The sequence below is a fragment of the Albidovulum salinarum genome (assembly GCF_025673475.1).
In the GTDB taxonomy this organism is placed as follows: Bacteria; Pseudomonadota; Alphaproteobacteria; order Rhodobacterales; family Rhodobacteraceae; genus Albidovulum; species Albidovulum salinarum.
The window spans coordinates 1-22,811 of the sequence record NZ_JAOVQO010000021.1; the positions used below are offsets into that span (position 1 = coordinate 1).

General features: G+C 63.5%; 18 protein-coding genes and 2 pseudogenes. 12 read left to right on the plus strand and 8 right to left on the minus strand.

Annotated features, from left to right (window positions below; translation table 11 throughout):
• Window positions 1-590 (plus strand): annotated as a pseudogene (locus OEZ60_RS18815) (IS5 family transposase); the annotation flags it as partial.
• Window positions 591-885: 295 nt separating this feature from the next.
• Here OEZ60_RS18815 and OEZ60_RS18820 read toward each other — a convergent pair.
• Together OEZ60_RS18820 and OEZ60_RS18825 are read right to left on the minus strand one after the other, a co-directional pair.
• Window positions 886-1,251, minus strand: a complete 366-nt coding sequence (locus tag OEZ60_RS18820) for a rhodanese-like domain-containing protein (RefSeq protein ID WP_263339595.1) — start codon at window positions 1,249-1,251, stop codon at window positions 886-888.
• 24 nt (window positions 1,252-1,275) lie between these two features.
• Entirely contained in the window at window positions 1,276-1,644 is a 369-nt protein-coding gene (locus OEZ60_RS18825) for a DsrE family protein (protein ID WP_263339597.1), read from the minus strand.
• A gap of 401 nt (window positions 1,645-2,045) precedes the next feature.
• On the opposite strand from OEZ60_RS18825, the gene OEZ60_RS18830 reads away from it, so the two are divergent.
• The 5 genes and pseudogenes from OEZ60_RS18830 to OEZ60_RS18850 all read left to right on the plus strand — a co-directional run bounded on the left by OEZ60_RS18830 (window position 2,046) and on the right by OEZ60_RS18850 (window position 7,300).
• A complete protein-coding gene (locus OEZ60_RS18830; protein WP_263339600.1) occupies window positions 2,046-2,678 on the plus strand; it encodes a TetR/AcrR family transcriptional regulator in 633 nt (210 codons plus the stop codon).
• 672 nt (window positions 2,679-3,350) lie between these two features.
• Window positions 3,351-4,850, plus strand: coding sequence for an HD domain-containing phosphohydrolase (locus OEZ60_RS18835; RefSeq protein ID WP_263339603.1), 1,500 nt, complete (start codon window positions 3,351-3,353; stop codon window positions 4,848-4,850).
• A 70-nt stretch (window positions 4,851-4,920) separates the two neighbouring features.
• Window positions 4,921-6,501, plus strand: coding sequence for a class I adenylate-forming enzyme family protein (locus tag OEZ60_RS18840; protein ID WP_263339605.1), 1,581 nt, complete (start codon window positions 4,921-4,923; stop codon window positions 6,499-6,501).
• 232 nt (window positions 6,502-6,733) lie between these two features.
• A pseudogene (locus OEZ60_RS18845) lies at window positions 6,734-6,841 on the plus strand (IS481 family transposase); the annotation flags it as partial.
• Between the two features lie 309 nt (window positions 6,842-7,150).
• Complete coding sequence (locus OEZ60_RS18850) at window positions 7,151-7,300, plus strand: hypothetical protein (protein ID WP_263339609.1); 150 nt, start codon at window positions 7,151-7,153, stop codon at window positions 7,298-7,300.
• Between the two features lie 156 nt (window positions 7,301-7,456).
• On the opposite strand, the gene OEZ60_RS18855 is transcribed toward OEZ60_RS18850, so the two are convergent.
• The 6 genes from OEZ60_RS18855 to OEZ60_RS18880 all read right to left on the minus strand — a co-directional run bounded on the left by OEZ60_RS18855 (window position 7,457) and on the right by OEZ60_RS18880 (window position 13,521).
• Window positions 7,457-8,467 (minus strand): ABC transporter ATP-binding protein, encoded by a 1,011-nt coding sequence (locus OEZ60_RS18855; protein WP_263339611.1) that lies wholly within the window; start codon window positions 8,465-8,467, stop codon window positions 7,457-7,459.
• Complete coding sequence (locus OEZ60_RS18860) at window positions 8,464-9,492, minus strand: Gfo/Idh/MocA family protein (RefSeq protein ID WP_263339613.1); 1,029 nt, start codon at window positions 9,490-9,492, stop codon at window positions 8,464-8,466. The genes OEZ60_RS18855 and OEZ60_RS18860 overlap by 4 nt, the downstream gene beginning before the upstream one ends.
• Window positions 9,489-10,328: a carbohydrate ABC transporter permease gene (locus tag OEZ60_RS18865; RefSeq protein ID WP_263339615.1), complete on the minus strand. Its 840-nt coding sequence runs from the start codon at window positions 10,326-10,328 to the stop codon at window positions 9,489-9,491. Before OEZ60_RS18865 ends, OEZ60_RS18860 begins: the two co-directional genes overlap by 4 nt.
• An 11-nt stretch (window positions 10,329-10,339) precedes the next feature.
• Window positions 10,340-11,263 carry a carbohydrate ABC transporter permease gene (locus OEZ60_RS18870; RefSeq protein WP_263339619.1) on the minus strand — a complete coding sequence of 308 codons (924 nt, stop codon included), beginning with the start codon at window positions 11,261-11,263 and terminating at the stop codon, window positions 10,340-10,342.
• An 81-nt stretch (window positions 11,264-11,344) separates the two neighbouring features.
• The gene (locus tag OEZ60_RS18875; RefSeq protein WP_263339621.1) at window positions 11,345-12,592 is read right to left on the minus strand and encodes an ABC transporter substrate-binding protein; all 1,248 of its coding nucleotides are present in this window, start codon (window positions 12,590-12,592) and stop codon (window positions 11,345-11,347) included.
• A gap of 32 nt (window positions 12,593-12,624) precedes the next feature.
• Complete coding sequence (locus tag OEZ60_RS18880; RefSeq protein ID WP_263339624.1) at window positions 12,625-13,521, minus strand: N-acetylmuramic acid 6-phosphate etherase; 897 nt, start codon at window positions 13,519-13,521, stop codon at window positions 12,625-12,627.
• Between the two features lie 161 nt (window positions 13,522-13,682).
• On the opposite strand from OEZ60_RS18880, the gene OEZ60_RS18885 reads away from it, so the two are divergent.
• From OEZ60_RS18885 to OEZ60_RS18910, 6 genes are all read left to right on the plus strand, one after another.
• On the plus strand, window positions 13,683-14,576 hold the full coding sequence (locus OEZ60_RS18885; protein ID WP_263339626.1) for a glucosamine kinase nucleotide-binding domain-containing protein: 894 nt from the start codon (window positions 13,683-13,685) through the stop codon (window positions 14,574-14,576).
• Window positions 14,573-15,331 (plus strand): GntR family transcriptional regulator, encoded by a 759-nt coding sequence (locus OEZ60_RS18890; RefSeq protein ID WP_263339629.1) that lies wholly within the window; start codon window positions 14,573-14,575, stop codon window positions 15,329-15,331. Before OEZ60_RS18885 ends, OEZ60_RS18890 begins: the two co-directional genes overlap by 4 nt.
• A 3-nt stretch (window positions 15,332-15,334) precedes the next feature.
• Window positions 15,335-16,363: an SIS domain-containing protein gene (locus tag OEZ60_RS18895; RefSeq protein ID WP_263339632.1), complete on the plus strand. Its 1,029-nt coding sequence runs from the start codon at window positions 15,335-15,337 to the stop codon at window positions 16,361-16,363.
• A complete protein-coding gene (gene nagA, locus OEZ60_RS18900) occupies window positions 16,360-17,496 on the plus strand; it encodes an N-acetylglucosamine-6-phosphate deacetylase (protein ID WP_263339634.1) in 1,137 nt (378 codons plus the stop codon). The genes OEZ60_RS18895 and nagA overlap by 4 nt, the downstream gene beginning before the upstream one ends.
• 858 nt (window positions 17,497-18,354) lie before the next feature.
• Window positions 18,355-19,473, plus strand: coding sequence for an efflux RND transporter periplasmic adaptor subunit (locus OEZ60_RS18905; RefSeq protein ID WP_263339636.1), 1,119 nt, complete (start codon window positions 18,355-18,357; stop codon window positions 19,471-19,473).
• A gap of 57 nt (window positions 19,474-19,530) precedes the next feature.
• Entirely contained in the window at window positions 19,531-22,608 is a 3,078-nt protein-coding gene (locus tag OEZ60_RS18910; RefSeq protein ID WP_411709817.1) for an efflux RND transporter permease subunit, read from the plus strand.
• The last annotated feature ends 203 nt before the right edge of the window (window positions 22,609-22,811 follow it).

Consider the following 22,811-nt stretch of genomic DNA (forward strand, 5'->3'; position numbering starts at 1 on the left):
GGTGAACATCCCCTACCGCGGCTCCAAGGGCCCGCTCCATCTGCTGATCGACATCGAGCCGGTGAGCGCCACCGGTTCGAGCGAACCGGCGAGGGGGGATCAAGGTCGAGGGTGAAGGCGAGTGGCACGCTCGAAAGCACGGCGGTCTAAAACGGCGGGTTTGGCGCAAGATCCACCTCGGGATCGACGAACAAACGTTGGAAGTTCGGGCCGTCGAGATCACCGGGAGCCAGATCGGCGATGCGCCGGTGCTGCCAGATCTGCTCGACCAGATCCCGGCGGGCGAGGAGATCGGCAGCGTCACCGCAGACGGTGCCTATGATACCCGAAAATGCCACGAGGCCATCGCTGATCGTGGCGCCCATGCCGTCATCCCGCCGCGCAGGAACGCGAAGCCATGGAAGACGATCACTGCCGGCGCCGTGGCGCGCAACGAAGCGCTGCGGGCTTGCAAATACCTCGGCCGCGCTTTGTGGCGACGATGGAGCGGCTATCATCGCCGGAGCCGCGTCGAAACGAAGATGCATTGCCTGAAGCTTCTGGGCCACCGGCTCATCGCGCGGGATTTCGACCGCCAGGTCGCTGGGCTACCGCCCGCCCGCGCCGGAAAGCTTCGTTCCAATGGACCAGACGCCGATGATGCACCAACAATCAACACGGACCACTCGATGGGGGCAGTCCACGGGCACATGTCGCGAGATCGGGGCGGAGTCCGGCGCGCCGCTGATCCTGACACCATGCGAACGGTAAAGTCTCATCATCCGCGACAGGCCTTGCGGTGCGTGAACCAGTGTCAATCCCCGACTTTAGCGCGCAGCACCACCGTTATAACAGATGGTGCTGCGTCAGTAGCTTCGCCGTGATTTGCGGCATTCGGCCGATCACTCAGCGAACGGTCGGATGACCGGCTTCGACCCAGGCGGTAGTGCCGCCTTCGATCCAGTTCACGCGGCCGAAGCCTGCCTTGGCGAAGGCTGTGGCCGCACGCCGGGCCATGGGGCCGGCCATGCAGGTGGTCACCACATGCAGGCTCTTGTCCGCGAAGACTGGCGGCAGGTTCCCCGCCTCCACGTCCTCGACGGAGATCAACCGCGCGCCCGGGATCTTGCCCGTGGTGGCCGCGATCACGTCCGCAGGGCGCGGGTCTACAAACTCAACGCCTGCGCGCCCATGGTAACCTTTCGCTTCGGCAACGGTGATGGCTGTGGCGGTGGAATTCTCGACGGTGCCGGCGTTTGCACAGGAAGCCATGATCATTCTCCTTCTTACAGGGGTTCAGAAACTCAGCGTCGACGCGCCGTCGAGGATCTGCGCGTGCAGCGCGGGCGAACCCACCACCTGCACGCCGTCGATGAAGTCGCTTTCCTCGTAGCCGCGCACCTTCGCGCAAGGCGGACAGACGAGGATGCGGCCTCCACCGTTCTGGAAGTTCTCGATCAATTCCTTCATCGGCGGGTCGAAGGGGTTCATCCGCACATTGTCGGCGGCGCCCTTGCGGACCACGTCCACGGCCGAGCTGACCATGAACATGGTCACCTGCTGGCCCGAAGCGATCCCGGTGTTGGCGATCGTGAAGGCCACGGTGGCCCGCTCGTCATCGAGGCCACGGGATACGACGATTGCCAGTTTCTTTGCATTTTCCATCTCTCTTCTCCTTTGGTCAGATGGGTTGTCCGGACATCACCCGGTCCGGGTCGGGAACTCTCAGGCGGGCGCTCTCCGCCGCAATTCCCGCCGAGAAAGCAACGGCGATGCCATGCGAACTGCCAGGCTGGCGGCGCTGAACAACGGAACGACGGAGGAGGCGATCATTGTTTGGGCTGCATCGATCATGGTTTTGGTTCCATTTGCATACCGACTGGTTGGTTTGTAACAGGTCGCTCGGTATGCCGTCAACGAAAATTCCCAGATCGCCGCGAGATTCCTTCTAGAGATATGAAGATACTTCGGAATTATCATTACGAGAGTTTCTCCGATTTACCGAAGCGCCCTTGTAGGTTGACCAACTCTCAAGTATATACAGACCAGTCTGTATGGAGAGAGCTATGACCGCCAGGGCCGAAGCGACTCGCGAGCGCCTGCTCAAGGCTGCCAAGCAGCTTGTCATGTCCAAGGGCTTCGCGGGGATGTCGATCGATGACGTGCTAAGAGCGACCGACCTCACCAAGGGCGCCTTCTTTCACCACTTCAAGTCCAAGGCGGACCTCGCCGACCAGCTTATGCGTTGGTATGCGGAGAACGACATGAAGATGTTTCGCACTCTCCTCGCCGAAGCCGAGGCCGCCCATGATGACCCGCTCGACCAACTCCTGAAATTCTTGACGGATTTCGAAGCCTACCTTTGCGATCCTGAACACCCGCCGCGGGGCTGCATGTATGCGCTTTACACCTACGAGGACGATCACTTCGAAAACGCGGTGAAAGATTTCGTTGCCGAAACGCTCAGGACGTGGACGGCTATGTACATCCGCAAGTTCCAGGAGGTCATCGACCGCCATCCGCCGGCACGGCATGTCTCTGCAAAGCAGCTGGCCGAGATGTTTGTCGCTGTGATCGAGGGCGGCCTGATCCTCGAACGCGCCCACAAGAACCCAGGCATGGCTGCGCGCCAGTCCGAGCAGTTCCGCTCCTACCTGGAGCTTTTGTTTCCCAGCGCCCCGCGCGAAAGGGCCGCCTGAGTCCGGATGTCTTGTCCGCATAATCCTCTGTTTCCCAGCGTCCAGATCACGCGCTTGCTGTCCTTCACGCTCAGTGGATTTCTCACCACGTTCTTGGCACATTGCGATGCCGTCGAGGGAGGGCGGCAACTACTCCATCTGATAAAGTCCGCAGCCGGGTCCCAATCAGACGATCGAGCTTTGATACTTGAAGGGGTCGCGTTTCGTCATGGCCGGAGGCTACGAGGCCGCCCTGCCCGTCTTAACCAGATTTCTTCTGACAGCGCCGCGGGTGCCTATTCAGCCAGCTGACACCTATATTGTTGTAGAAATTGGCGGCAGGCGCGATGAATTCGGGGATCCCGCTGCCCAAGTCTTCGACGATGCTATCGAACAAAGAGTTCTATTGTGTGCCGGTCTGGAATCAGAAATATCTTTTCAAGTTGGTCGGCATACCTCTCAATTTCTCGGTTCCTGCTCTCAATTAGGCTCCGGTCGTTCGCTGCAAGCCAGTTAGAAACCCGCTTCGACGGGAACGTCACTTGGGCAACCGCCGATCGGTCGCAAAGATGAATGCGTAGCCGACTGATCGAAATACGGATAGCATTCTCTGCATCATAAAGACTCACTCTGGAAAGCGTTTTCATGCCTCTGGAGCCAGACAGAGTCCTATTGTCCGAAATCCTCGGCTCCTTGTCGCTTGCGACGGATCTGGCGGACGGTCAGCCTCAGGGCTCCGCTATGGGATCGGCGCTGATTGCAACGCGCGTCGGGCAAAGGATGGGCCTCGGCAGCGCTGAGCTGACGGAGCTCTACTGGTCGACTTTGTTGCGCTTTATGGGATGCACGGCGACGGCGCATGAAATCGCTCCGGCCGGGTTCGGCACCGAGCAGGGCGTCAACAATGCATTCACCCGTAGCGACCCTTACAATCTTGACGAGATGCGACGGGTACTCGATGCCAGCCTTCCCACGGACGTCGACCCGGCCGAACGACGGGCGCGGATCGAGGCACTCGCCCAATTGCGTGATGACGCCTACTATTTCGTCGGCCAGCATTGCAACCAGGCCAAGGCGCTGGCACAGCGGCTTCCGGTGCCAGAAGGGGTGTCGACGATCGTTTCGATGCGCCATTCGCGCTGGGATGGAATGGCGCCCTTGCATCCTTCGGGAAACGATCTTCCGTTGAACGCCCGGATCATGGAATTCGCCGTGGCGATGGAACTGCACCGGCGCGCCGGAGGACTTCGGACAATGGCAGAAGTTGCGGCGACACGGTCTGGCGGTCAGTTCGACCCCGACGTTGTCACAGCCTTCCTCGTATCGCCAGAGGAGATCGCCGCCGGATCGGGGCATGGGATCGATTTCGACCTCTTCAAGTCCGTCGAGCCGGGCGGACCGATTTCCATCGCCCAGAAGGACATCCGAACCGTGGCCGAAGCCTATGCCGATTTCATTGACATCAAGTCGACTTGGTATCTGGGCCATTCCCGGAAGGTGGCTGGCCTCGCCTATCGCGCGGCCTTGAATGCCGGGGCCGAGGAGGACGTTTGCGACGCGATTTTCAACGCCTCATTGCTGCACGATCTGGGCAAGTCGGCGATCCCGAACGGGATTCTTGAAAAGCCGACGCCGCTGACGCGCATGGAAGAGATGCAGTTGCGCTCGTTCTCATTCCATACCGAACAGATCCTGGCGACGTCCTCGGTCTTCGATCCGCTCAGGGAAATGGCTTGCTCGGTGGAGGAGCGTTGCGACGGATCAGGATACCACCGTCACATTCATCTATCCGAGCGAGGCGCTTCGCTGATCGCTGTCGCGAATTTATATGACGAACTGACCCGCGACCTCCCCATGCGGGAAGCGATGAGCCCCGGCGATGCGGCGGATGTCGTTCTCGCCGAGGCCTCGGCTGGGCGGTTTCCCAGGGACGCTACGCGGCATGTGCTCGAGAACGCGTCGCATGGGCGGACCTTAGGGGCGGCGGCGCTCCCGGACGGCCTGACCCCACGCGAGGCGGATGTGCTTCGGCACATCGCAAAGGGCCTGTCGATGAAGGAGATTGCGCAGACACTTTCGGTCTCGCCCAAGACCGTCGACAATCATACGCAGAACATCTACCGCAAGATCGGCGTAAAAAGCCGGGCGACCGCCGCGATCTACGCCATGCAGAGCGGAATCTTCTCCACATAGGGAATTACCCCTATGGTTCGGTGCCCGGCCCGCCCGGTACGATCTCCCCATCGGTAACCGGCTGGAAAGTATGGATTTCCGCCAGAAGCCAAGGGAGAGAGCAATGCTTGAGCATGTGGGACATCTGTCGGTCGAGGCCGCCCGCAAATTTGGCAGTCGCGAAGCACTGGTCTTCGAAGACCGAACCTTCAGCTTTGCCGAGCTTGAGGATTTGATCGGCCGCGCGGCGGCCGGACTGGAGGGCATCGGAGTGGGCATGGGTGACGTCGTATCGCTCTACGCGTCGAACTCATGGGAATGGGTGGTCAGCTACCACGCGGTGCAGCGGCTCGGCGCGGTCGTCAACCCGGTCAATGCGATGTTGACCCAGCCCGAGCTGGAATACGTGGCAAACGACTGCGCCGCGAAGGCGATCATCCTGTCATCCGATCATCATGACAGACTTGACGGGCTGAAGGCCCACACCGGCGTTTCGGCATTCGTGTCATTTGCCGCGAAACCGCCTAAAGGAGTGACTGGCTTCGGCGCGCTCATCAACTCGGGCCGTCCGGTGCCGACGCCAGCCAGCGTCCCGCCAGACGCACTTTCGACCATCGCCTACACGTCCGGAACAACCGGACATCCGAAGGGCGCGATGCAGCCGCATATGGCCGTGCTGCTGAACGCCAAGTCGATTTTCCTGATGCAGGGCCGGCACACGGACGACATAGGCTTCTCAGCTCTGCCGCTGCCGCATGTCTACGGCAACGTCCTGATGAACGGCATGTTCCTGACCGGCAGCAAATTGGTGCTGCATGCCCGTTACGAAGCGGAAAAGGCGCTGAAGGCCATCGAGAAGTACCGCATCACGATCTTCGATGGCGTGCCGACGATGTGGATGTTTCTCCTGAGCGCACCGTCGCTGCAGGCCAGCGACACCAGCTCGCTCCGCCTCGGCTGCACGGGGGGACAGACCATTCCGGTGTCGGTGCTCGAAAGGATCGACGCGGCCTTCGGCATCGAGATGCACGAGGTCTGGGGCATGACCGAGATCGCCGGCGCAGGCTCGTCTTCAGTTTCGGGCGGGCTTCACAAGCCAGGCTCGGCCGGCGTCGCCTTCCCCTATTGCGAGTTCAAGGTGGTCGATCCCGAGGACGTGACGCGAGAACTGCCACGCGGCGAGACCGGCGAACTGATGTTCCGAGGCCCCCTCGTGATGCAGGGCTACTGGGGAAACCAGGCCAAGACCGCCGAGACCATCGAGCCCGACGGCTGGCTGCATACCGGCGACCTCGGCTCCATCGACGAGGACGGGTGCATCTACGTGATCGATCGGCTCAAGGATCTGATCATCACCGGTGGCTTCAACGTCTACCCGGCGGAGATCGAGCGGGTGCTGGCGGCACATCCCTCGGTCGCCTTGGCCGCGGTGGGCCGGCAACCCGATCCCGTCAAGGGCGAGATTGCCAAGGCCTACGTGATCCTCAAGGACGGCGCAGAGGCTGATGCGGAAGCGCTGATGTACCATTGCCGCTCGAATCTCGCCGCCTACAAGTGTCCCCGCAAGATCCAGTTCGTCACGGATGTCCCGCGGACCAGCTCCGGCAAGATCATGCGACGCGAACTGGCCACAATCAATGACGAGCCCGAAGAGTTGGCGCTCGCAAGCTAACCTCCGGCGCAAATTGGGAGTACAAAGGCCGCCAAATCAAGAGGTGGCCTTTGGCATGGCTCCGATCGCTAACAGGCCGCAGAAATAGTTGGCGTGCTTGGAGGTTTTCCCTTCGAACGGACGGAGGCCGTGCGTGTCCATCCCATGCCGTCGCGTTTCCTGCGCATGCGACGCTGGTCTTCGGCTTCATTTTACCAGCAACCGGGGCAGCCTGGCGAGGTTATTGGCGGCCAAGACCCTCAGCGGCCTCACGCCTTACGAATACATCTGCAAGGTCTGGATTTCAGAGCCCGATCGATTCATCGTGGATCCGATCCACCAGATGCCGGGACTGAACACCTGGACTACCTTGGACGTGCGTCATTTGGGCATCCGCTGCGAAGGTGATGCCGCCACCCTGAACGACCCCTGTGTCAGCTCGTTTTCATGTGATGTTTCAATTATTTCAGTGCCGATGGTTCTGGCACGGACAGGCATTGGGGATGGACCGCGCCCCGGGCGCGGGCACCATCGGCCACTCCATGTTTCAAATACTCGAACGGAAATGCGGAGCTGAAGCAAATGAAACGAAGTACGTGCCCACGCGACATCAGTCAGAAAAGTCCGCTCCCTACAAAGGCTCCATTGAAATCCGTGAAGGAGCAAACAGATGAAAGCCGTTAACGACCTCTACCATTCGCTGACACGCATGCGGGAAGAACGGCGCAACTACCGCATGGTAAGCGACCTGCCGGCCCATATCGCAAACGACATCGGCCTCCGCGTCGATCACGATGCGCGCCGTGCCTATCGGCCCTGACGACGCCATTCCCTCCCGAGCCGCCATAATACCAGCGACGGAGCCTTTCGGGCTGGCGCGATTCAAGTGTTCACACATTACGGAAGATCAGCCCGTCTCTGATCGAAGATCGGCCGAACGGCGCGCCGCCGACGCCCGTCCCAGCTGGCCCGCCCGTCACGCCGCCGCCGGAAGGATCCGCTGATCGGCATCATCGAAATAGAACGCGGCGGCGGCATCGAAGCCGAGGCTGATCCGGCTGCCCACTTCGGTTGCGTTCTGCCCGAACAGGCGGACGGTCAGCGTCTCGCCCTGGTCTGTCCTGACGAGAAGGTTCGTGTCGCCGCCAAGCCGCTCGACATGCGTGACCTCTCCGCTCAACTGCCCATCGGCTCTGAGCGTCAGGTGTTCGGGCCGGATGCCGAGCGTCCTGCCGGCGGCGAGGCCGGACACGGAGCGGTCCAGGAAGTTCATCGAGGGCGATCCGAGAAAGCCCGCCACGAACCGGTTGGCCGGATTGTTGTAAAGCTCCATCGGGCTGCCGACCTGCTCGATCCGCCCGTCGCGAAGAACCACGATCTTGTCCGCGAGCGTCATCGCCTCGATCTGGTCGTGAGTCACGTAGATCATCGAGGCCGAGAGCGTCCGGTGCAGCGCGGCGATCTCGACCCGTGTGTTCATGCGGAGCGCGGCATCGAGGTTGGAGAGCGGTTCGTCGAACAGGAACAGCTTCGGATCCCGCACGATCGCCCGACCGATGGCAACCCGCTGACGTTGTCCGCCGGACAGTTCGGCCGGGCGGCGCGTCAGATACTGGTCGAGATCGAGCATCCGGCTGGCGCTGGTCACGCGCTCTTGGACGATGGATTTCGGCTGGCCCTCCTGCTTCAACCCGAGGGCCATGTTGTCCTTGACCGTCAGGTGCGGATAGAGCGCGTAGGATTGAAAGACCATCGCGATGCCGCGCTTCGCCGGCGGCACGGTATTGACCACCTCGTTGCCGATCGTGATCGTGCCGCTCGTCGCGTCCTCCAGCCCCGCGATCACCCGCAGGAGCGTGGACTTGCCACAGCCTGACGGGCCGACGAAGACGACGAACTCGCCCTCCTCAACAGTCAGGTTGATGTCCTTCAGGACATGAACCGATCCGAAGGACTTGTTGACGTTCTCGAGTTTCAGGGCGGTCATGAGCTTTCTCCCAGATGGACGGTTTGCCCGGTGCGAATGCTTTCATCGGCGGCCAGGCAGATACGCAGCGACTGCACCGCGTCATTCATGTGGCGGGTCAGGTCGGCATCGCTTCGGATTGCATCGACGATCCAGCGCTGTTCGGCGTCGCAGAGTTCCTGATGGCCGGGCTCTTCCGGCAGGGCGATCAGCCTGTCGCCTTCGCGGCGATGCACCAGGAGGCCCCCGACCTTGGTGTGTCCGTCAACATCGTCTGAGGCACCCCTGTCGCCATCCGTGATCGACACGGCGCCATTCGGGCTGACGATGTCCTTCACGAAAAACGCGGTCTCGGACATCATCGGACCCCAGCCCGCCTCGTACCAGCCAACCGAGCCGTCGGCGAAGATCACCTGAAACTGGCCATAATTGTACATTTCGGCGGGGATCTCTGCCGAAAGCCGTAGTCCCATCCCATGCACCCGAACCGGCGGCGCGTCGGTGACCTGGCACATCACGTCGACATAATGCACACCGCAATCGACGAGCGGAGACGTCGTTTGCATCAGAGCCTTGTGCGTCTCCCAGGTCGGGCCATCGGATTGCTGGTTGAGGTTCAGGCGGAACACGTAAGGCCCGCCGAGCGCGCGCGCCTCCGCAATAAGGCGCTGCCATCCCGGATGGTGCCGCAGGATGTAGCCGACGCCGAGTTTGCGTCCGTGCCGCCGGGCCGTCGCGACGACCCGTTCGGCCTCGGCCGCGCTGGTCGCGAGCGGCTTCTCGACGAAGACATGCGCCCCGGCCTCGATCGCCGCGACAGCATAATCGGCATGGCTGTCGGTATAGGTCGCGATGACCACGAGATCCGGCCTGGTCGCTGCCAGCGCGGTCCGGAAGTCCCGGTGCATCGGATAGCGTGCCAGCGCCGCGGGCAGGTCGACGGCCGAGCGGTTGACCAAAGCCACGATCTCCACGTCCGGGTTTGCATGGTGCGCCAGCGCATGGCTGCGCCCCATGTTTCCCAGCCCGGCGACCAGCACCCTCATTTGACCGCACCCGAGGTGATGCCGCGGATCAGCTGGCGCGAGAAGAACACATAAAGGATCATCACCGGCAGGATCGCCATCGACAGTGCCGACAGGACCGCGTTCCAATCGGTCACGAACTGGCCGATGAACACCTGGCTGCCGAGCGTCAACGTCTTGGTCTCTTCCGACGGGGCGAGGATCAATGGAAACCAGAGATCGTTCCAGATCGGGATCATGTTGAAGACCGCGACCGTGGCCAGCGCCGGGCGTACGAGCGGCAGGACCAGCCGGAAGAAGATCATGTACTCGCTGAGCCCGTCGATGCGCCCGGCATTCTTCAGATCGTCCGACACGCCCTTCATGAATGCCGACAGGATGAAGACGGCCAGCGGCAGGCCCTGCGCGGTATAGACGAGAATGAGCGCGGTCAGGGTGTTCACGAGGCCGGTCGCGACCATCATCTCGAGGATCGCGACGGTGCCGATCCGGATCGGAATCATGATGCCGAGCGCGAGGTAGAGCCCCATAAGTGTGTTGCCCCTGAACCGGTACTCCGCCAGCGCGAAGGCCGCCATGGCGCCGAACAGAAGCACCAGGAACAGCGAGACCACCGTCACGATCATCGAATTCTGGAAGTAGAGGAAGAAATCGCCCTGTTTGAGCACCGTCTCATAACCGATCATCGAGAAGCTCTCGGTGTTCGGCAGCGCCATCGGCTCGCGGAAAATCGCCTTGCGGGTCTTGAAGCTGTTGATCAGGATCACGAAAACCGGGAAGAGCGCGATCAAAGTGTAAAGGACAAGCGCCCCATGTGCCGCGATGGTCGTGCCGGGATTGCGTCGTGCCTTGTTCATGGTTCCACTCCTCAGAACTGGTAGTGGCGGAGACGGCGCTGTATGCCGAAAAGATAGATGCAGACGCCGGCCAGGATGATTGCGAACATGGCCGAGGCGATGGCCGAGCCCATATGCGGATCACCGAGCTGGAGCTGGAACCCGAAGAAGGTGCGGTACATGAATGTCCCCAGGATGTCGGTCGAGAAATCCGGACCGGCCAGCGCGCCCTGCGCGGCGTAGATCAGGTCGAAGGCGTTGAAGTTGCCGACGAAGGTCAGGATAGAGATGATGCCGATCGACGGCAGGATGAGCGGCAGCTTGATCTTCCAGAAAGCCGACAGACCGGTGATGCCATCGCATTCCCCAGCTTCGAGAATCTCCTCGGGGATCGACAGCAGCGCGGCGTAGATCAGCATCATCGGGATCCCGACGAACTGCCAGACCGAGACGAGGGCGAGCGTGGTCAGGGCGTATTCCTGCTTGCCGAGCCACGGCTGGTACAGGAACTTGAGCCCCACGGCATCGAGCATACCCGGCGCGATGCCCCAGATCGGCGACAGGATCAGTTTCCAGGCGAATCCGACGATCACGAAGGACAGGATCGTCGGGACGAAGATCGCTGAGCGGTAGAGCGCCGCGAAGCGAAGCCGGGGGCTGGAAAGGATCGCGGCGAGCGCGATGCCGATCGGATTCTGGACAGCCATATGGATGAGGAAGAACCAGAAGTTGTTGGCCAGCGCATTCCAGAATTGCTTCGACCAGACCGGGTCCAGGAACAGGGTGCGGAAGTTTCGCAAACCGACCCAGACGCGCTCGTGGTCGATCTCGGCGAAGAACGACAGGCGCAGCGTGTTGAACAGCGGGTAGATCATCACCGCTGTGTAGACGAGCACGGCGGGCGCCAGGAACACGGCGATGTGCCACCTGAACTTGGGCTTGGAAAGAGTCGCCATCTCGCGTCTCCTCGGTGCATTTCTGGGGATGATGAGTCCCCGGGCGGGGAGGATCGCCCGGGGCGCTGGTGTCGACCGCGCCTACTTCTGCGGCTCGTACCAGCTGGCAAGGCCGTCCTGCAGGCGCTGCGCGGCCGCTTCCGGAGCCTCGGCGCCCTTGATGACGGCAACCGACGCGTTCCAGGTCTCGTTCTCGAGGTTGGGTGTGCCGCGCGAAAGGATCTGGTAGGTCGACCGGATCGTGCTCGCGCATGCGTCGCGCCACGAGATCATCTCCTGCGCCAGCGGATCGCGGAGTTCGACCTCGGCGTTCGACAGCGGGAAGAAGCCCGGCAGCTCGTTCGCGAAGATACTGGCGAACTCGGACGAGGCCACCCAGTTCAGGAAGGTCTTCGCCGCTTCGGGATGGGTTGTTGCGGCGTTCATCCCGATACCGATGTCGGTGTGGTCGGAGATATAGCAGGCATCGCCCGCATTTGGCACCGGCGGCTTGAAGGCGCCCATCTCGAAATCGGCCTGCGCGTTGAATCCCGAAATTTCCCAAGATCCCGCCGGGTAGATCGCGGCGCGCCCCAGCGTGAAGATGTTCTGGCTGTCGGGATAGGTCTGCGCCTCGTAGCCGTCGCCGAGATAGGCGCTCCATTTCGCGAGCTGGCGGAAGGGGTCCACCCAGGGCTCGTCGGTCAGCTTCTGCTCACCTTCGATCAGCGCGAGGCGCCCTTGTTCGCCCTTCCAGTAGTTCGGGCCGATGTTGTTGTAGCCCATCGTGGCCGCTTCCCACTGGTCGTTGGTGCCCATCGCCATCGGGATATAGCTGCCGTCTTCCTTGATCTTGTCGAGGACGGCGAAGAACTCGTCCACGGTTGCCGGCACTTCGAGGCCAAGCTCGGCGAAGGCGTCCTTGTTGTAGATGAAGCCGTGAATCACCGAAGCCATGGGAACGCAGAAGGTATGCGCACCGTCATCGGTCGACCAGCCGGACTTGGCCACGTCCGAGAAACTGCCCATGCCTTCGAGATCGCTCAGGTCCGCGAGGTGACCGGCCTCGTAGAGCGCGAGCGAGGCGTCGAACGGACGGCAGGTGATGAGATCTCCCGCCGAGCCCGCGTCGAGCTTGGAGTTCAGCACCGCGTTGTACTCGGCCGGAGCCGAAGGCGTAAACTTCACCTTGATGCCGGGATGCGCGGCCTCGAAGGCCGGGATGATCTTGTCCTGCCAGATCGTCAGGTCGTCGTTGCGCCAGCTTTCGATGGTCAACTCGGCGTCCTGCGCCGTCGCAGACGTCGCGCCAAGCAGTGTGGTGATTAGCAAAGCGCCTTTGAGTGTCATGGATTTCACTTGTCTCTCCCTTGGTTGGAACTTCAGTTCGTGCTCGGATCACCCGGGGCCGTCGCCAGGCAGTCGCGAAGCCGCCCGCCCGCCCCGGCGAGGCGATTTCGCGCGTCGCCTTCGCCCACTCCCAACGCGATCAGGACCGCCAGCTTGGCGTCGTAGCGCGACACCTCGAGCGCGCGCACCGCAGCCTCCTCGGGCACTGCGGCGATCCGCGCCACGATACGCGCCGCCCGCTTGCGCAGCTTGATGTTGTCGGCAACAAGATTGACCATCATTCCGTCATGGACGTGACCCATCAGGATCCCCGCCTGGGTCGACATCATGTTGAGCGCGACCTTCTGCGCCGTGCCGGCACTCAGCCGTGTGGACCCCTCGATCACCTCCGCCGGAGTCGGAATCGCGATCGCCAAGTCCGCCAGCTCGAGAAGGCGGGCCGCCGACACGTTCGCAATCCCAATCACGGTATTTCCTTGCGCCACCGCCGCCTCTGCGAAGGCGACTGCGAAGGGCGTGGTTCCGCTGGCGCTGACAACGATGGCGACATCGCCCGGCGCCATGCCGCGCACTGCGGCGGTCGCTTCGCCGTCGTCGTCCTCGGTCGCGCCCGGCATGATGCCGTCGGCCGGAACCCCGCCCGCCATGCAGATGCGGATCTGCCGCGGATCGACACCGAACGTTCCGGGCAATTCGCAGGCATCGGCGAGCGCCATCAGGCCCGAACTGCCGGCCGCGACGTAGAAAACGGCCCTTCCCCGAGCGAGCGCCTCCGCCAGATGCCCAGCGGCCGCGTCGATCGCTGGCCGCGCCGGCGCCACCGCGGCGACCGCGGCCGCGTGGGAGGTGAGCATGGCGGACAGCGCATCGGCGCGCGGGAGCGCGTCGATGGGTCGGGCCGCTTTATCCTGCGATTCCCCTGGCGGCACAGTGATTCTCCCTTCGATTTCGAATTATGATACCTAATTAATACCTATTGTCTACCAATAAATGCCTTACCAGGCAGGAAGCGATAAAACTGCAAACCTTTCGGCCATAGCGACGCGGATTTGGGCTTTATTCCGGTATATAGGTATGCTATAGGTATCATATGGGTAGCATTGTTGAATACCATCTCTGTGCGATTGATGGCGGCGGCACCGGCTGCCGGGTGGCGATCGCACGCGCGGACGGCACCGTGGTGTCGCGCGCATCGGGCGGGCCGGCGAACTTCGCCACCGATGCCGCACGGACAGTCGATGTCGTGCGCGAAACGGTACTTGCGGCGTTGCGAGAGCTTGGGGGCGAGGCGCCCGACCCGCAGCGACTGATCGCCCATGCGGGCCTCGCCGGCATCATGAACGCGCAGGACGCGAGAGCGCTTGCGGCGCAGCTGCCCTATGCGCGCTGCGGCGTCAGCGACGACCGGCTTACCTCTGCCATCGGCGTGCTAGGTCTGCGAGACGGCGCCGTGCTCGCCATCGGCACCGGCGCATTCGTGGCGATCAAACGCGGCGGCGACGTGCGGTTCCTCGGCGGATGGGGGCTCCATGTCGGCGACCAGGCGTCCGGCGCCCGGCTCGGGCGCGAGCTCTTGGAACACACACTTCTGGCTTGGGACGGGCTGGCGCCCGAAAGCGGACTGACTCGCGCGATCCTCGCGCGCTTCGACGGCGCGCCGGCCGGCATCGTGGCCTTCGCTGGGTCGGCCCGTCCGGCGGATTATGCGCGGCTTGCCCCGCTCGTCGTGGATGCGGCCAAGGCCGGTGACGCCGTGGGCCGCATCCTGATGGATCGCGGGGCGGCATACCTGAACGGAGCCCTCGACTTCGCGCGGCTGTCCGGCGCCGACATCATCTGCCTGACAGGCGGCGTCGGCCCGCATTACGAGGCGTTTCTCGCCGCCACCCATCGCGAGCGTATCGGCCGGCCCGAGGGTTCGGCGCTGGACGGCGCGCTGCAGCTTGCCCGCCGAATACTCGAAGAAACGGAGACTCGAGCATGAACATTGCGGAATTCCTCGAGCCATCGGCCTGGTACCGGCCCGATGCGGGGCCGCGCTACGTGCAACTCCGGCGGCGGCTGAGCGACGGGGTCTCGCAGGGCGTTCTCGCGCCGGGCAGCCCGCTGCCACCGGAACGCGAGATCGCCGCGATCACGGATTTTTCGCGGGTGACGGTCCGCAAGGCGATCCAGGCGCTCGCCGACGAAGGAACGGTGATCCAGCGACAGGGCTCGGGATCCTACATTTCCTCGCAGCCCGAACGGATCGAGCAGAAGCTGTCGCGCCTGACCTCGTTCTCCGAGGACATGGCGCGGCGCGGCAAGAACTCAACCTCCCGCTGGTTGGAGCGCGGGCTCTTCATGCCCTCGCCCGACGAGATGACGGCGCTCGGCCTCTCGGCGGACGATTCCGTCGCGCGCCTCGTGCGTCTCCGTCTCGCGAACGGCGAGCCGATGGCGATCGAACGCGCATCGTTGCCGACCGATATCCTGCCCAATCCGCTGCTGGTCGAGACGTCGCTTTACGAAGTACTCGAACGCGCAGGCCATCGCCCGATACGCGCGCTGCAGAAGATCTCGGCCGTCAATCTGCGCGAGAGCGAAGCCGAGCTTCTCGCGGTGACGCCGAAGGATGCCGGACTGCGGATCGAGCGCACCTCGTATCTCGCCAACGGTCGCGTGGCCGAATTCACCCAATCGCTCTACCGCGGCGACGCCTACAACTTCGTGGCTGAGCTGCGCCTGTCAAAGGACTAGACCATGCCTTCCCAGACCCATATGCGCCGCGAAATCCTTGAAATACCCGCCGCCGTCGAGACCCTCCTCACCGAGGGGCAGCCAGGGATGAAATCGGCTGCGGCCGCCCTCGCCGACCGCGATCCGGCATTCATGATCTCGGTCGCGCGGGGATCCTCCGACCACGCCGCGACCTACTTCAAGTATGCCAGCGAGCTCGTGGCCGGCGTTCCGGTCGCATCGGTTGGCCCCTCGATCGCGTCGATCTATGAGCGACGCCTGAAGCTGGGGGGCAGTGCCTGCATCGCGATCTCGCAGTCGGGCAAGAGCCCCGACATCGTCAGCATGGCCGACATGGCCGGGCGGGAAGGCGCGCTGTCCTTCGCGTTGACCAACCATCCGGACAGCGACCTCGCGAGTGTCTGCGCACACACGCTGAATCTGCACGCAGGGGCCGAGTTGAGCGTCGCGGCCACGAAGACCTTCGTCACGTCGATCGTGTCGGCGATCTGGCTGCTGGCGGAGTGGCAGAAAGACGACGCCCTTCGGGCGGCAATCCGCAAACTCCCCGAAGTGCTTGCCAGCGCCGCCGCGGCGGACTGGGGGGCGCTCGGAGAGCAGATCGCATCGCACAAGTCCCTCTTCTGCCTCGGTCGCGGACCGGCGCTCGCCATCTCGAACGAGGCCGCGCTCAAGTTCAAGGAGACATGCCAGCTGCACGCGGAATCCTACTCGTCCGCGGAGGTGCTCCACGGGCCCGTTTCGATCGTGGACAGAGGGTTTCCCGTTATCGCCCTGACCGCCGCGGACGCCGCCGAGCGAGCGCTCGTCGAGGTGGCGGACGAAATCGCCGGCAAAGGTGCCATCGTCTTTGCGACCTCGGACAAAGCGGCGCGGGCGTCGCGCCTGCCGGCCGCCCGCACTTCCCACCCGCTCACCGATCCGATCTCGTTGATCGTGTCCTTCTACGCGATGGTCGAGCAGGTCGCGGTGTCGCGCGGCGTGAACCCGGACGAACCGCGACACCTCAGGAAAGTCACGGAGACGGTATGAGAAAGCGCGCGCTACGGGGCGCCAACATCTTCGACGGGACGACGCTTCACGCCGGCAAGTCGGTTCTGCTCGACGGCGCCATCGTCCGCGGAATCGTGTCCCCAGGAGAAATCCCGGCCGACTTCGATATCGTGGAACTGGATGGCGGCACGCTCCTGCCCGGGTTCGTGGACCTTCAGGTCAACGGCGGCGGCGGCGTGATGTTCAACGACGTCACGTCGCCAGACGGGGTGGCCGCCATCGCGGAAGCGCACGCGACGACGGGGACGCGCGCGCTCCTGCCCACCCTCATCACCGATACGCCCGCGAAAACCCGTGCCGCCGTCGATGCCGTGGCGGATGCGATCCGGCGCGGCGTTCCGGGCATCCTCGGCATCCATCTGGAGGGGCCCCACCTTTCGCTGGCGCGCAAGGGCGCGCACGACCCGTCGCTCATCCGCCCGATGGAGGAGGAGGACGCGGCGTTTCTTTGCGCGACCGCCGGACGCCTTCCGAACCTGATGGTCACGGTCGCGCCGGAAAATGTCACGACGGCGCAGATTGCCCGATTGACCGAGGCCGGCGTCATCGTTTCGCTCGGCCATACCGACTGCGATCTCGCTGCGGCCGAAGCTGCCTTTTCCGCCGGCGCACGCTGCGTCACGCATCTGTTCAACGCGATGAGCCAGATGGGCAATCGCGAGCCGGGACTCGTCGGCGCGACTCTCGCCACGCCGGGGATATCCGCGGGACTGATCGCGGACGGCATCCACGTTCACGCCGCCAGCATCCGTGTCGCGCTCTCGTCAAAACGACCGCCGGGAAGCATCTTCCTGGTGACCGACGCGATGTCGACGGTCGGTTCGGACATAGCCGAGTTCACGCTGAACGGGCGTCGCGTCATCCGGCGCGACGGTCGGCTGACTCTGGCTGATGGCACACTCGCGGGGGCGGATCTCGATTTTCCCACCGCGATCTCGGTTCTCGTCGAGCGGGTCGGCGTCACCGTCGGGACCGCCCTTGCGATGGCGACGTCGGCGCCGGCATCCGTTCTGCGGGACGCGCGAGGTTTCGGAGCGATCCGAAAAGATGCTCCTTGGAACGGGATCCATCTCGACGGGATGGGCCGATACCGCGATCTGGCATGGATCTGACGACGGCCGGATCGAATGTTGCCGGCGTCGGACGAACTGGTTGCCGCGAGCGCCGATCGCCCGGCGGAACCGGTTGCTTCCGTGCATTTCGTCATATCGCGCATATCGCAAAACTGGCGCCAACTCGCCGCCGGTCTCGTAAAGTTCGTTGATGGACCTGCCCTAGTTGCGCGGCCTCTGCACGGCATAAGGGACAGCGTCGCTGTCCTTGTGGAGACCAGTTCAAGTCCGTCTGACAACACCACTTCGCCCACCTGTTCCCGAACCGCTTCAGCGGCGGCCCATGCGCCTCGCAATATTCCCTCTGGTTCAACGGGCTGTCCCGCCAGCTCTCGATATATGCCGTCCGGAACGCCTACAGTTCATTGCGTTTTGTCACGCTCATCCGCAGCATCGACGCCTCCTTTGTCACAGACCTCGCCGTGAAAGGAAGACCCGCGCGCCTCGCGGACCGGCTTGCCCTCAGCGCCGCGGTCAAAGCTTGCGATCGCTGTATTGCAGCTCGGACAGCGTGCCCTCGCCGGCGGGCTCGAACCGATGGCGCCGCGCTGGCTCGATCGTGGCGCCGCCGTGACGAACTTGTCCCATCGTGCTTCCTTCCATTCCGACGAATGGATCGCACCATCAAACCGTGGGATCAAACACCTAGGACCGCTATGAAGAGGTCGCAATCAGGTTCGCCGCAGGCCTCTCCAGCGACCCTTCAAGGAAGTGTAGCCGAGACGATGCGCGGCGAGGACCAGCGCTGAAACGTGTCGAAGATGACAAACGGATTGTTCTCGCTAGAATGGCCCCAATTGCGTATTTCGATTTGGGGGCAGGATGCAGTTGATCTCTCGGAAAGATGTGTCTCGGATCATGGCGTCGAAGATCCGGCAGCACGGCCTTCCCATTGCAATGACAGTCATTCTTTGCACGCTGCAACCCGCCCAGGCTCAATCCACGCCGTCGGTCGTGCCGGCCGTTACAGCCGCCCCCGCCGAGGTGACGGCGGTCGCGCAAAGCGCCTCGTTCAATGGCCGCGTCGTGGCCGTGCAGAAAGTCGACATCCGTGCGCGCGTCAGCGGCTTCGTGAAAGAAATTGGCTTCTCGGAGGGCGGAACGGTCGAGGAAGGTTCGGTCCTCTACCGCATCGAGCCTGAGGAATACCAAGCGTCGCTCGCGCAGGCCGAAGCGGTGCTGGATAGCGCGCGGGCAAGCGAGCGGCTCGCGTTCATCGAACGTGACCGGCAGGAGGAACTGGTCGCGCGTCAGGTGTCCGCGCAGTCGCAGCTCGACCGGGCCACCGCCGAGGCGCAGCGGGCGACCGCCGAAGTCCAGAGAGCCGGCGCGCAGCGAGACCTGGCCGCGCTGAACCTGTCTTATACCGAGATAAATGCACCCTTCGCCGGTCGTGTCGGTCTGTCAGGTGTCGATGTCGGTGCGCTGATAGGTCCCGACACAGGTACACTCGTCCCACTCGTCCGAACCGACCCGATGAGCGTGCAGTTCCCGGTTCCGGAGCGCGATCTACTCGACCTGCGCGAGAGGGCGTCCGCGAGCGGCGAAAGCGAGGTTTTCTCGGTCGAGCTGATCTTGGGCAACGGGTCGGTCTATCCGGTGCCGGGCACCGTGGATTTCGCCGACGTGTCGGTCAGTCAGTCCACCGATACCGTGCTTATCCGTGCGAACTTTGCCAACACTGAAGGCGTCCTGCGGGACGGCGCTCTGGTGACGGTCACTGTTCGCGGTGCCGAACCGGAAATGGCGCTGACGGTACCGCAGCAGGCGGTGCTGCGCGACCTGACCGGCGCCTATGTGCTGGTCGTCGATGCCGAGTCCGTTGTCGAACAGCGCCGCATCGATGCCGGGGCGACGACTGCGGGACGAACGATTGTCGTCTCCGGGCTTGATGCCGGCGAGATGGTCATCACCGAAGGTGTGAACAAGGCCCGCCCCGGCGCCACCGTGGACACCGCGCCCGCAGGGGACAACTGAGCTATGATCTCCGACGTCTTTATTTCCCGCCCGCGGCTCGCGGCCGTCATTTCCATCGTGCTTTTCCTGGCTGGCCTGATCGCGATGCGGTCCATGCCGGTCGAACAGTTTCCCGACATCGTGCCGCCCCAGGTGTCGGTCACCGCGGTCTACCCCGGCGCCGGGGCCGCGGTGACAGAGCAGACCGTCGCCCAGGTGATCGAGGACAAGGTCATCGGCGTCGAAGACTCGATCTACATGAAGTCGACATCCGGCGCGGATGGAAGTTATTCGCTGAGTGTCACCTTCGCGGTCGGAACAGATCCCGACATCGCCACGGTCAACGTCCAGAACCGCGTGGCGCTGGCCGAACCCCTGCTGCCGCAGGAGGTGCGCCAGACCGGCGTCAAGGTCGCCAAGAAGTCGACCGCACTGCTTGTCGCTTTCGCGCTCTATTCGCCCGACGCATCGGTCGACGCGGCGACGCAGACCAACTTCGCCCGGATATACCTCCTGGACGCGCTGAAGCGTGTTCCGGGCATCGGTGACGCCAGCATCTTTTCTTCGAACGAATTCGCGATGCGGGTCATCCTTGACGCCAACCGTCTGACCGCGCTGGGGATGACGCCGTCCGACGTGTCGGCGGCGCTGAAGGCGCAGAACCTGCAAGCGGCGCTGGGCCGGATCGGCGCGCAGCCTATGGTTGACGACCCCGGCCTGCAACTCAATATCGAGACGCAGGGGCGGCTCTCCGATCCAGAGGAGTTCGCCCGCATCATCGTCCGGTCCAACCCCGATGGCTCGGTCGTGACGATTGGCGACGTCGCGGAGGTTCGGCTGGGCGAACGCAATTCCGACGTGCAGACCACGTTCAACGGCGCGCCCGCCACGCTGATCGGGCTCTACCTCGCGCCCGGCTCGAACTCCCTTGCCGCGGCCGAAGGCGCAAAACACGTCATGGAGGAGTTGAGCGCGACCTTCCCGCAGGGCGTGAGCTTTGAAGTCGTCGGCGACAACTCGGTCTTCGTCGAGGAGAGCATCGCGGAGGTCGAGCACACGCTGATCGAAGCCTTCGTGCTCGTGGTCATCGTGGTCTTCGTCTTCCTCGGCAGCCTGCGCGCGACGATTATTCCCATCGTTGCGGTCCCGGTCGCGCTCGTGGGCACCTTCGCGGCGCTGCAGGCGTTCGGCTTCACGATCAACACGATCTCGCTGCTGGCCATGGTTCTTGCGATCGGGATCGTGGTGGACGACGCCATTGTCGTGGTGGAGGCGGTGGAGGCCAAGATGGCCGCCAATCCGGGCATGTCCCCTACCGAAGCCGCGCGGGCCGCGATGGGCGAAATCACCGGCGCCATCGTCGCGATCACGCTCGTCCTTCTGTCGGTCTTCGTGCCCGTCGCGTTCATTCCGGGCATCTCGGGCCAGCTCTACCAGCAGTTCGCGGTGACCGTTTCGGTCTCCATGGTGATTTCTGCGATCAATGCGCTGACGCTGTCGCCCGCGCTTTGCGCCATCATCCTGTCGCCGCACCACGAGCCGAAGAAGGGCGTGATGGGCATGATTTCACGCGGGATCGACAAGGCGCGCGACGGTTACGGCCGCGTTGCAGGCGCCATCGCGCGGCGCGCCGTGCTTGGCGTCCTGCTTCTCGCCGGGGCCGTTGCCCTGACAGGGTTCCTGTTCAAGGTCGTTCCGACGGGTTTCCTGCCGGCGGAAGATCAGGGCTACTTCATGATCGAGACGCGCCTGCCGGATGCCGCCTCGGTCAACCGGACGGTCGAGGCGCAGCGTCAGGTCTACGAGATCGTCAAGGACCTTCCCGGTGTCCAGAGCGTGACGAGCCTTTCGGGCTTCTCGATCATCGACGGGCTGGCGAAATCCAACGCTGGCTTTACCCTGGTGACGATGGAACCCTTCGCCGAGCGCGAGGCGCTGACGAAATCCGTCTTCGCCGCGATCCGGCAGACTTTCATCAGTGGTACCGCGCTGAGGGAGGCGCAGGTCCTGCCCTTCAACCTGCCGCCGATCTCCGGCCTTGGAACCGGATCCGGCTTCGAGTTCCAGCTTCTGGACCGGCAGGGCCGCGACCCGGTGGAACTTGCCGAAACCGCGCGCGGGCTGACCGTCGCGGCGAACCAGAACGAAGGCTTGGGCGGGGTCAACACGACCTTCTCGACCTCGACGCCGCAGGTCTTCCTGAACATCGACCGCGACCGGCTCTATGCGCTCGGCGTCTCGCTTTCGGACGTGTTCGGCACGCTCCAATCGATCCTGGGCTCGGCCTATATCAACGACTTCAACCTGTTCGGGCGGGCCTGGCAGGTCCAGCTCACGGGGCGCGAGGTCGACCGCAGTTCCGTCGACAACATCGCGCGAATCCATGTCCGTTCGCGCAGTGGCGAGATGGTCGCCATGGGCGCGGTTGCGACACCGGAATTCACAGTCGGCCCATCGCTTCTTCAACGCTACAACAACACGCGATCCGCAACCGTCATGGGCAACCCGGCAGAGGGCAAGTCCTCGGGACAGGCGATCGCTTCGATGGAGGAGGTGGCGGCAACGACGCTGCCCGACGGCTACGGCTACGAATGGACGGGCACGGCGCTTCAGGAAAAGGAAGCCTCTGGCCAGACCGCCCAGATCCTGATGCTCGCGCTTCTGTTTGCTTATCTCTTCCTGGTGGCACTTTATGAAAGCTGGACGATACCGGTGCCGGTGATGCTGTCCGTCGCCTTCGGCGTGGCGGGCACAATGGGGTCAGTCTGGCTTGTCGGCCTGCCTTTCAACATCTACGCCCAGATCGGCCTTGTCGTTCTGGTCGCTCTGGCGGCCAAGAACGCCATCCTGATCGTGGAGTTTTCCAAGGCGCGGCGCGAGGAGGGGATGGCGGTGACAGATGCCGCCATCGAAGGGGCGAGGGAACGCTTCCGGGCGGTGATGATGACCAGCCTCGCATTCATCGCCGGACTCATCCCGCTGGTGACAGCGACAGGGGCTTCGATGATCTCGCGCCGGTCGGTCGGAACCGGCGTGGCGGGCGGGATGCTCGCTGCGGCTGTGGTTGGAATATTCGTGATTCCAGCGCTCTACGTGGTGTTCCAAAGCTTGCGGGAACGGATAGCGCGGTTGCGATCCAGCAAGGCCGCAGGGTGATCAACCTGGGCGAAAGGCGCAAGGGCCTGCGCTTGCGCCCTTCCATGTTCCGGCCAATTGATATTCGGTCTGCACGATCTTCCTTCGACAGGTCACCCCCGTTTGGCGCCCAAATACGCGGCCTCATGAATGCACGTCACCCCTGGCTTTCATGCCGACAACCGACGTGGAAGCTGGCCGAAGAAGGCCAGCGCCTGGTCCCT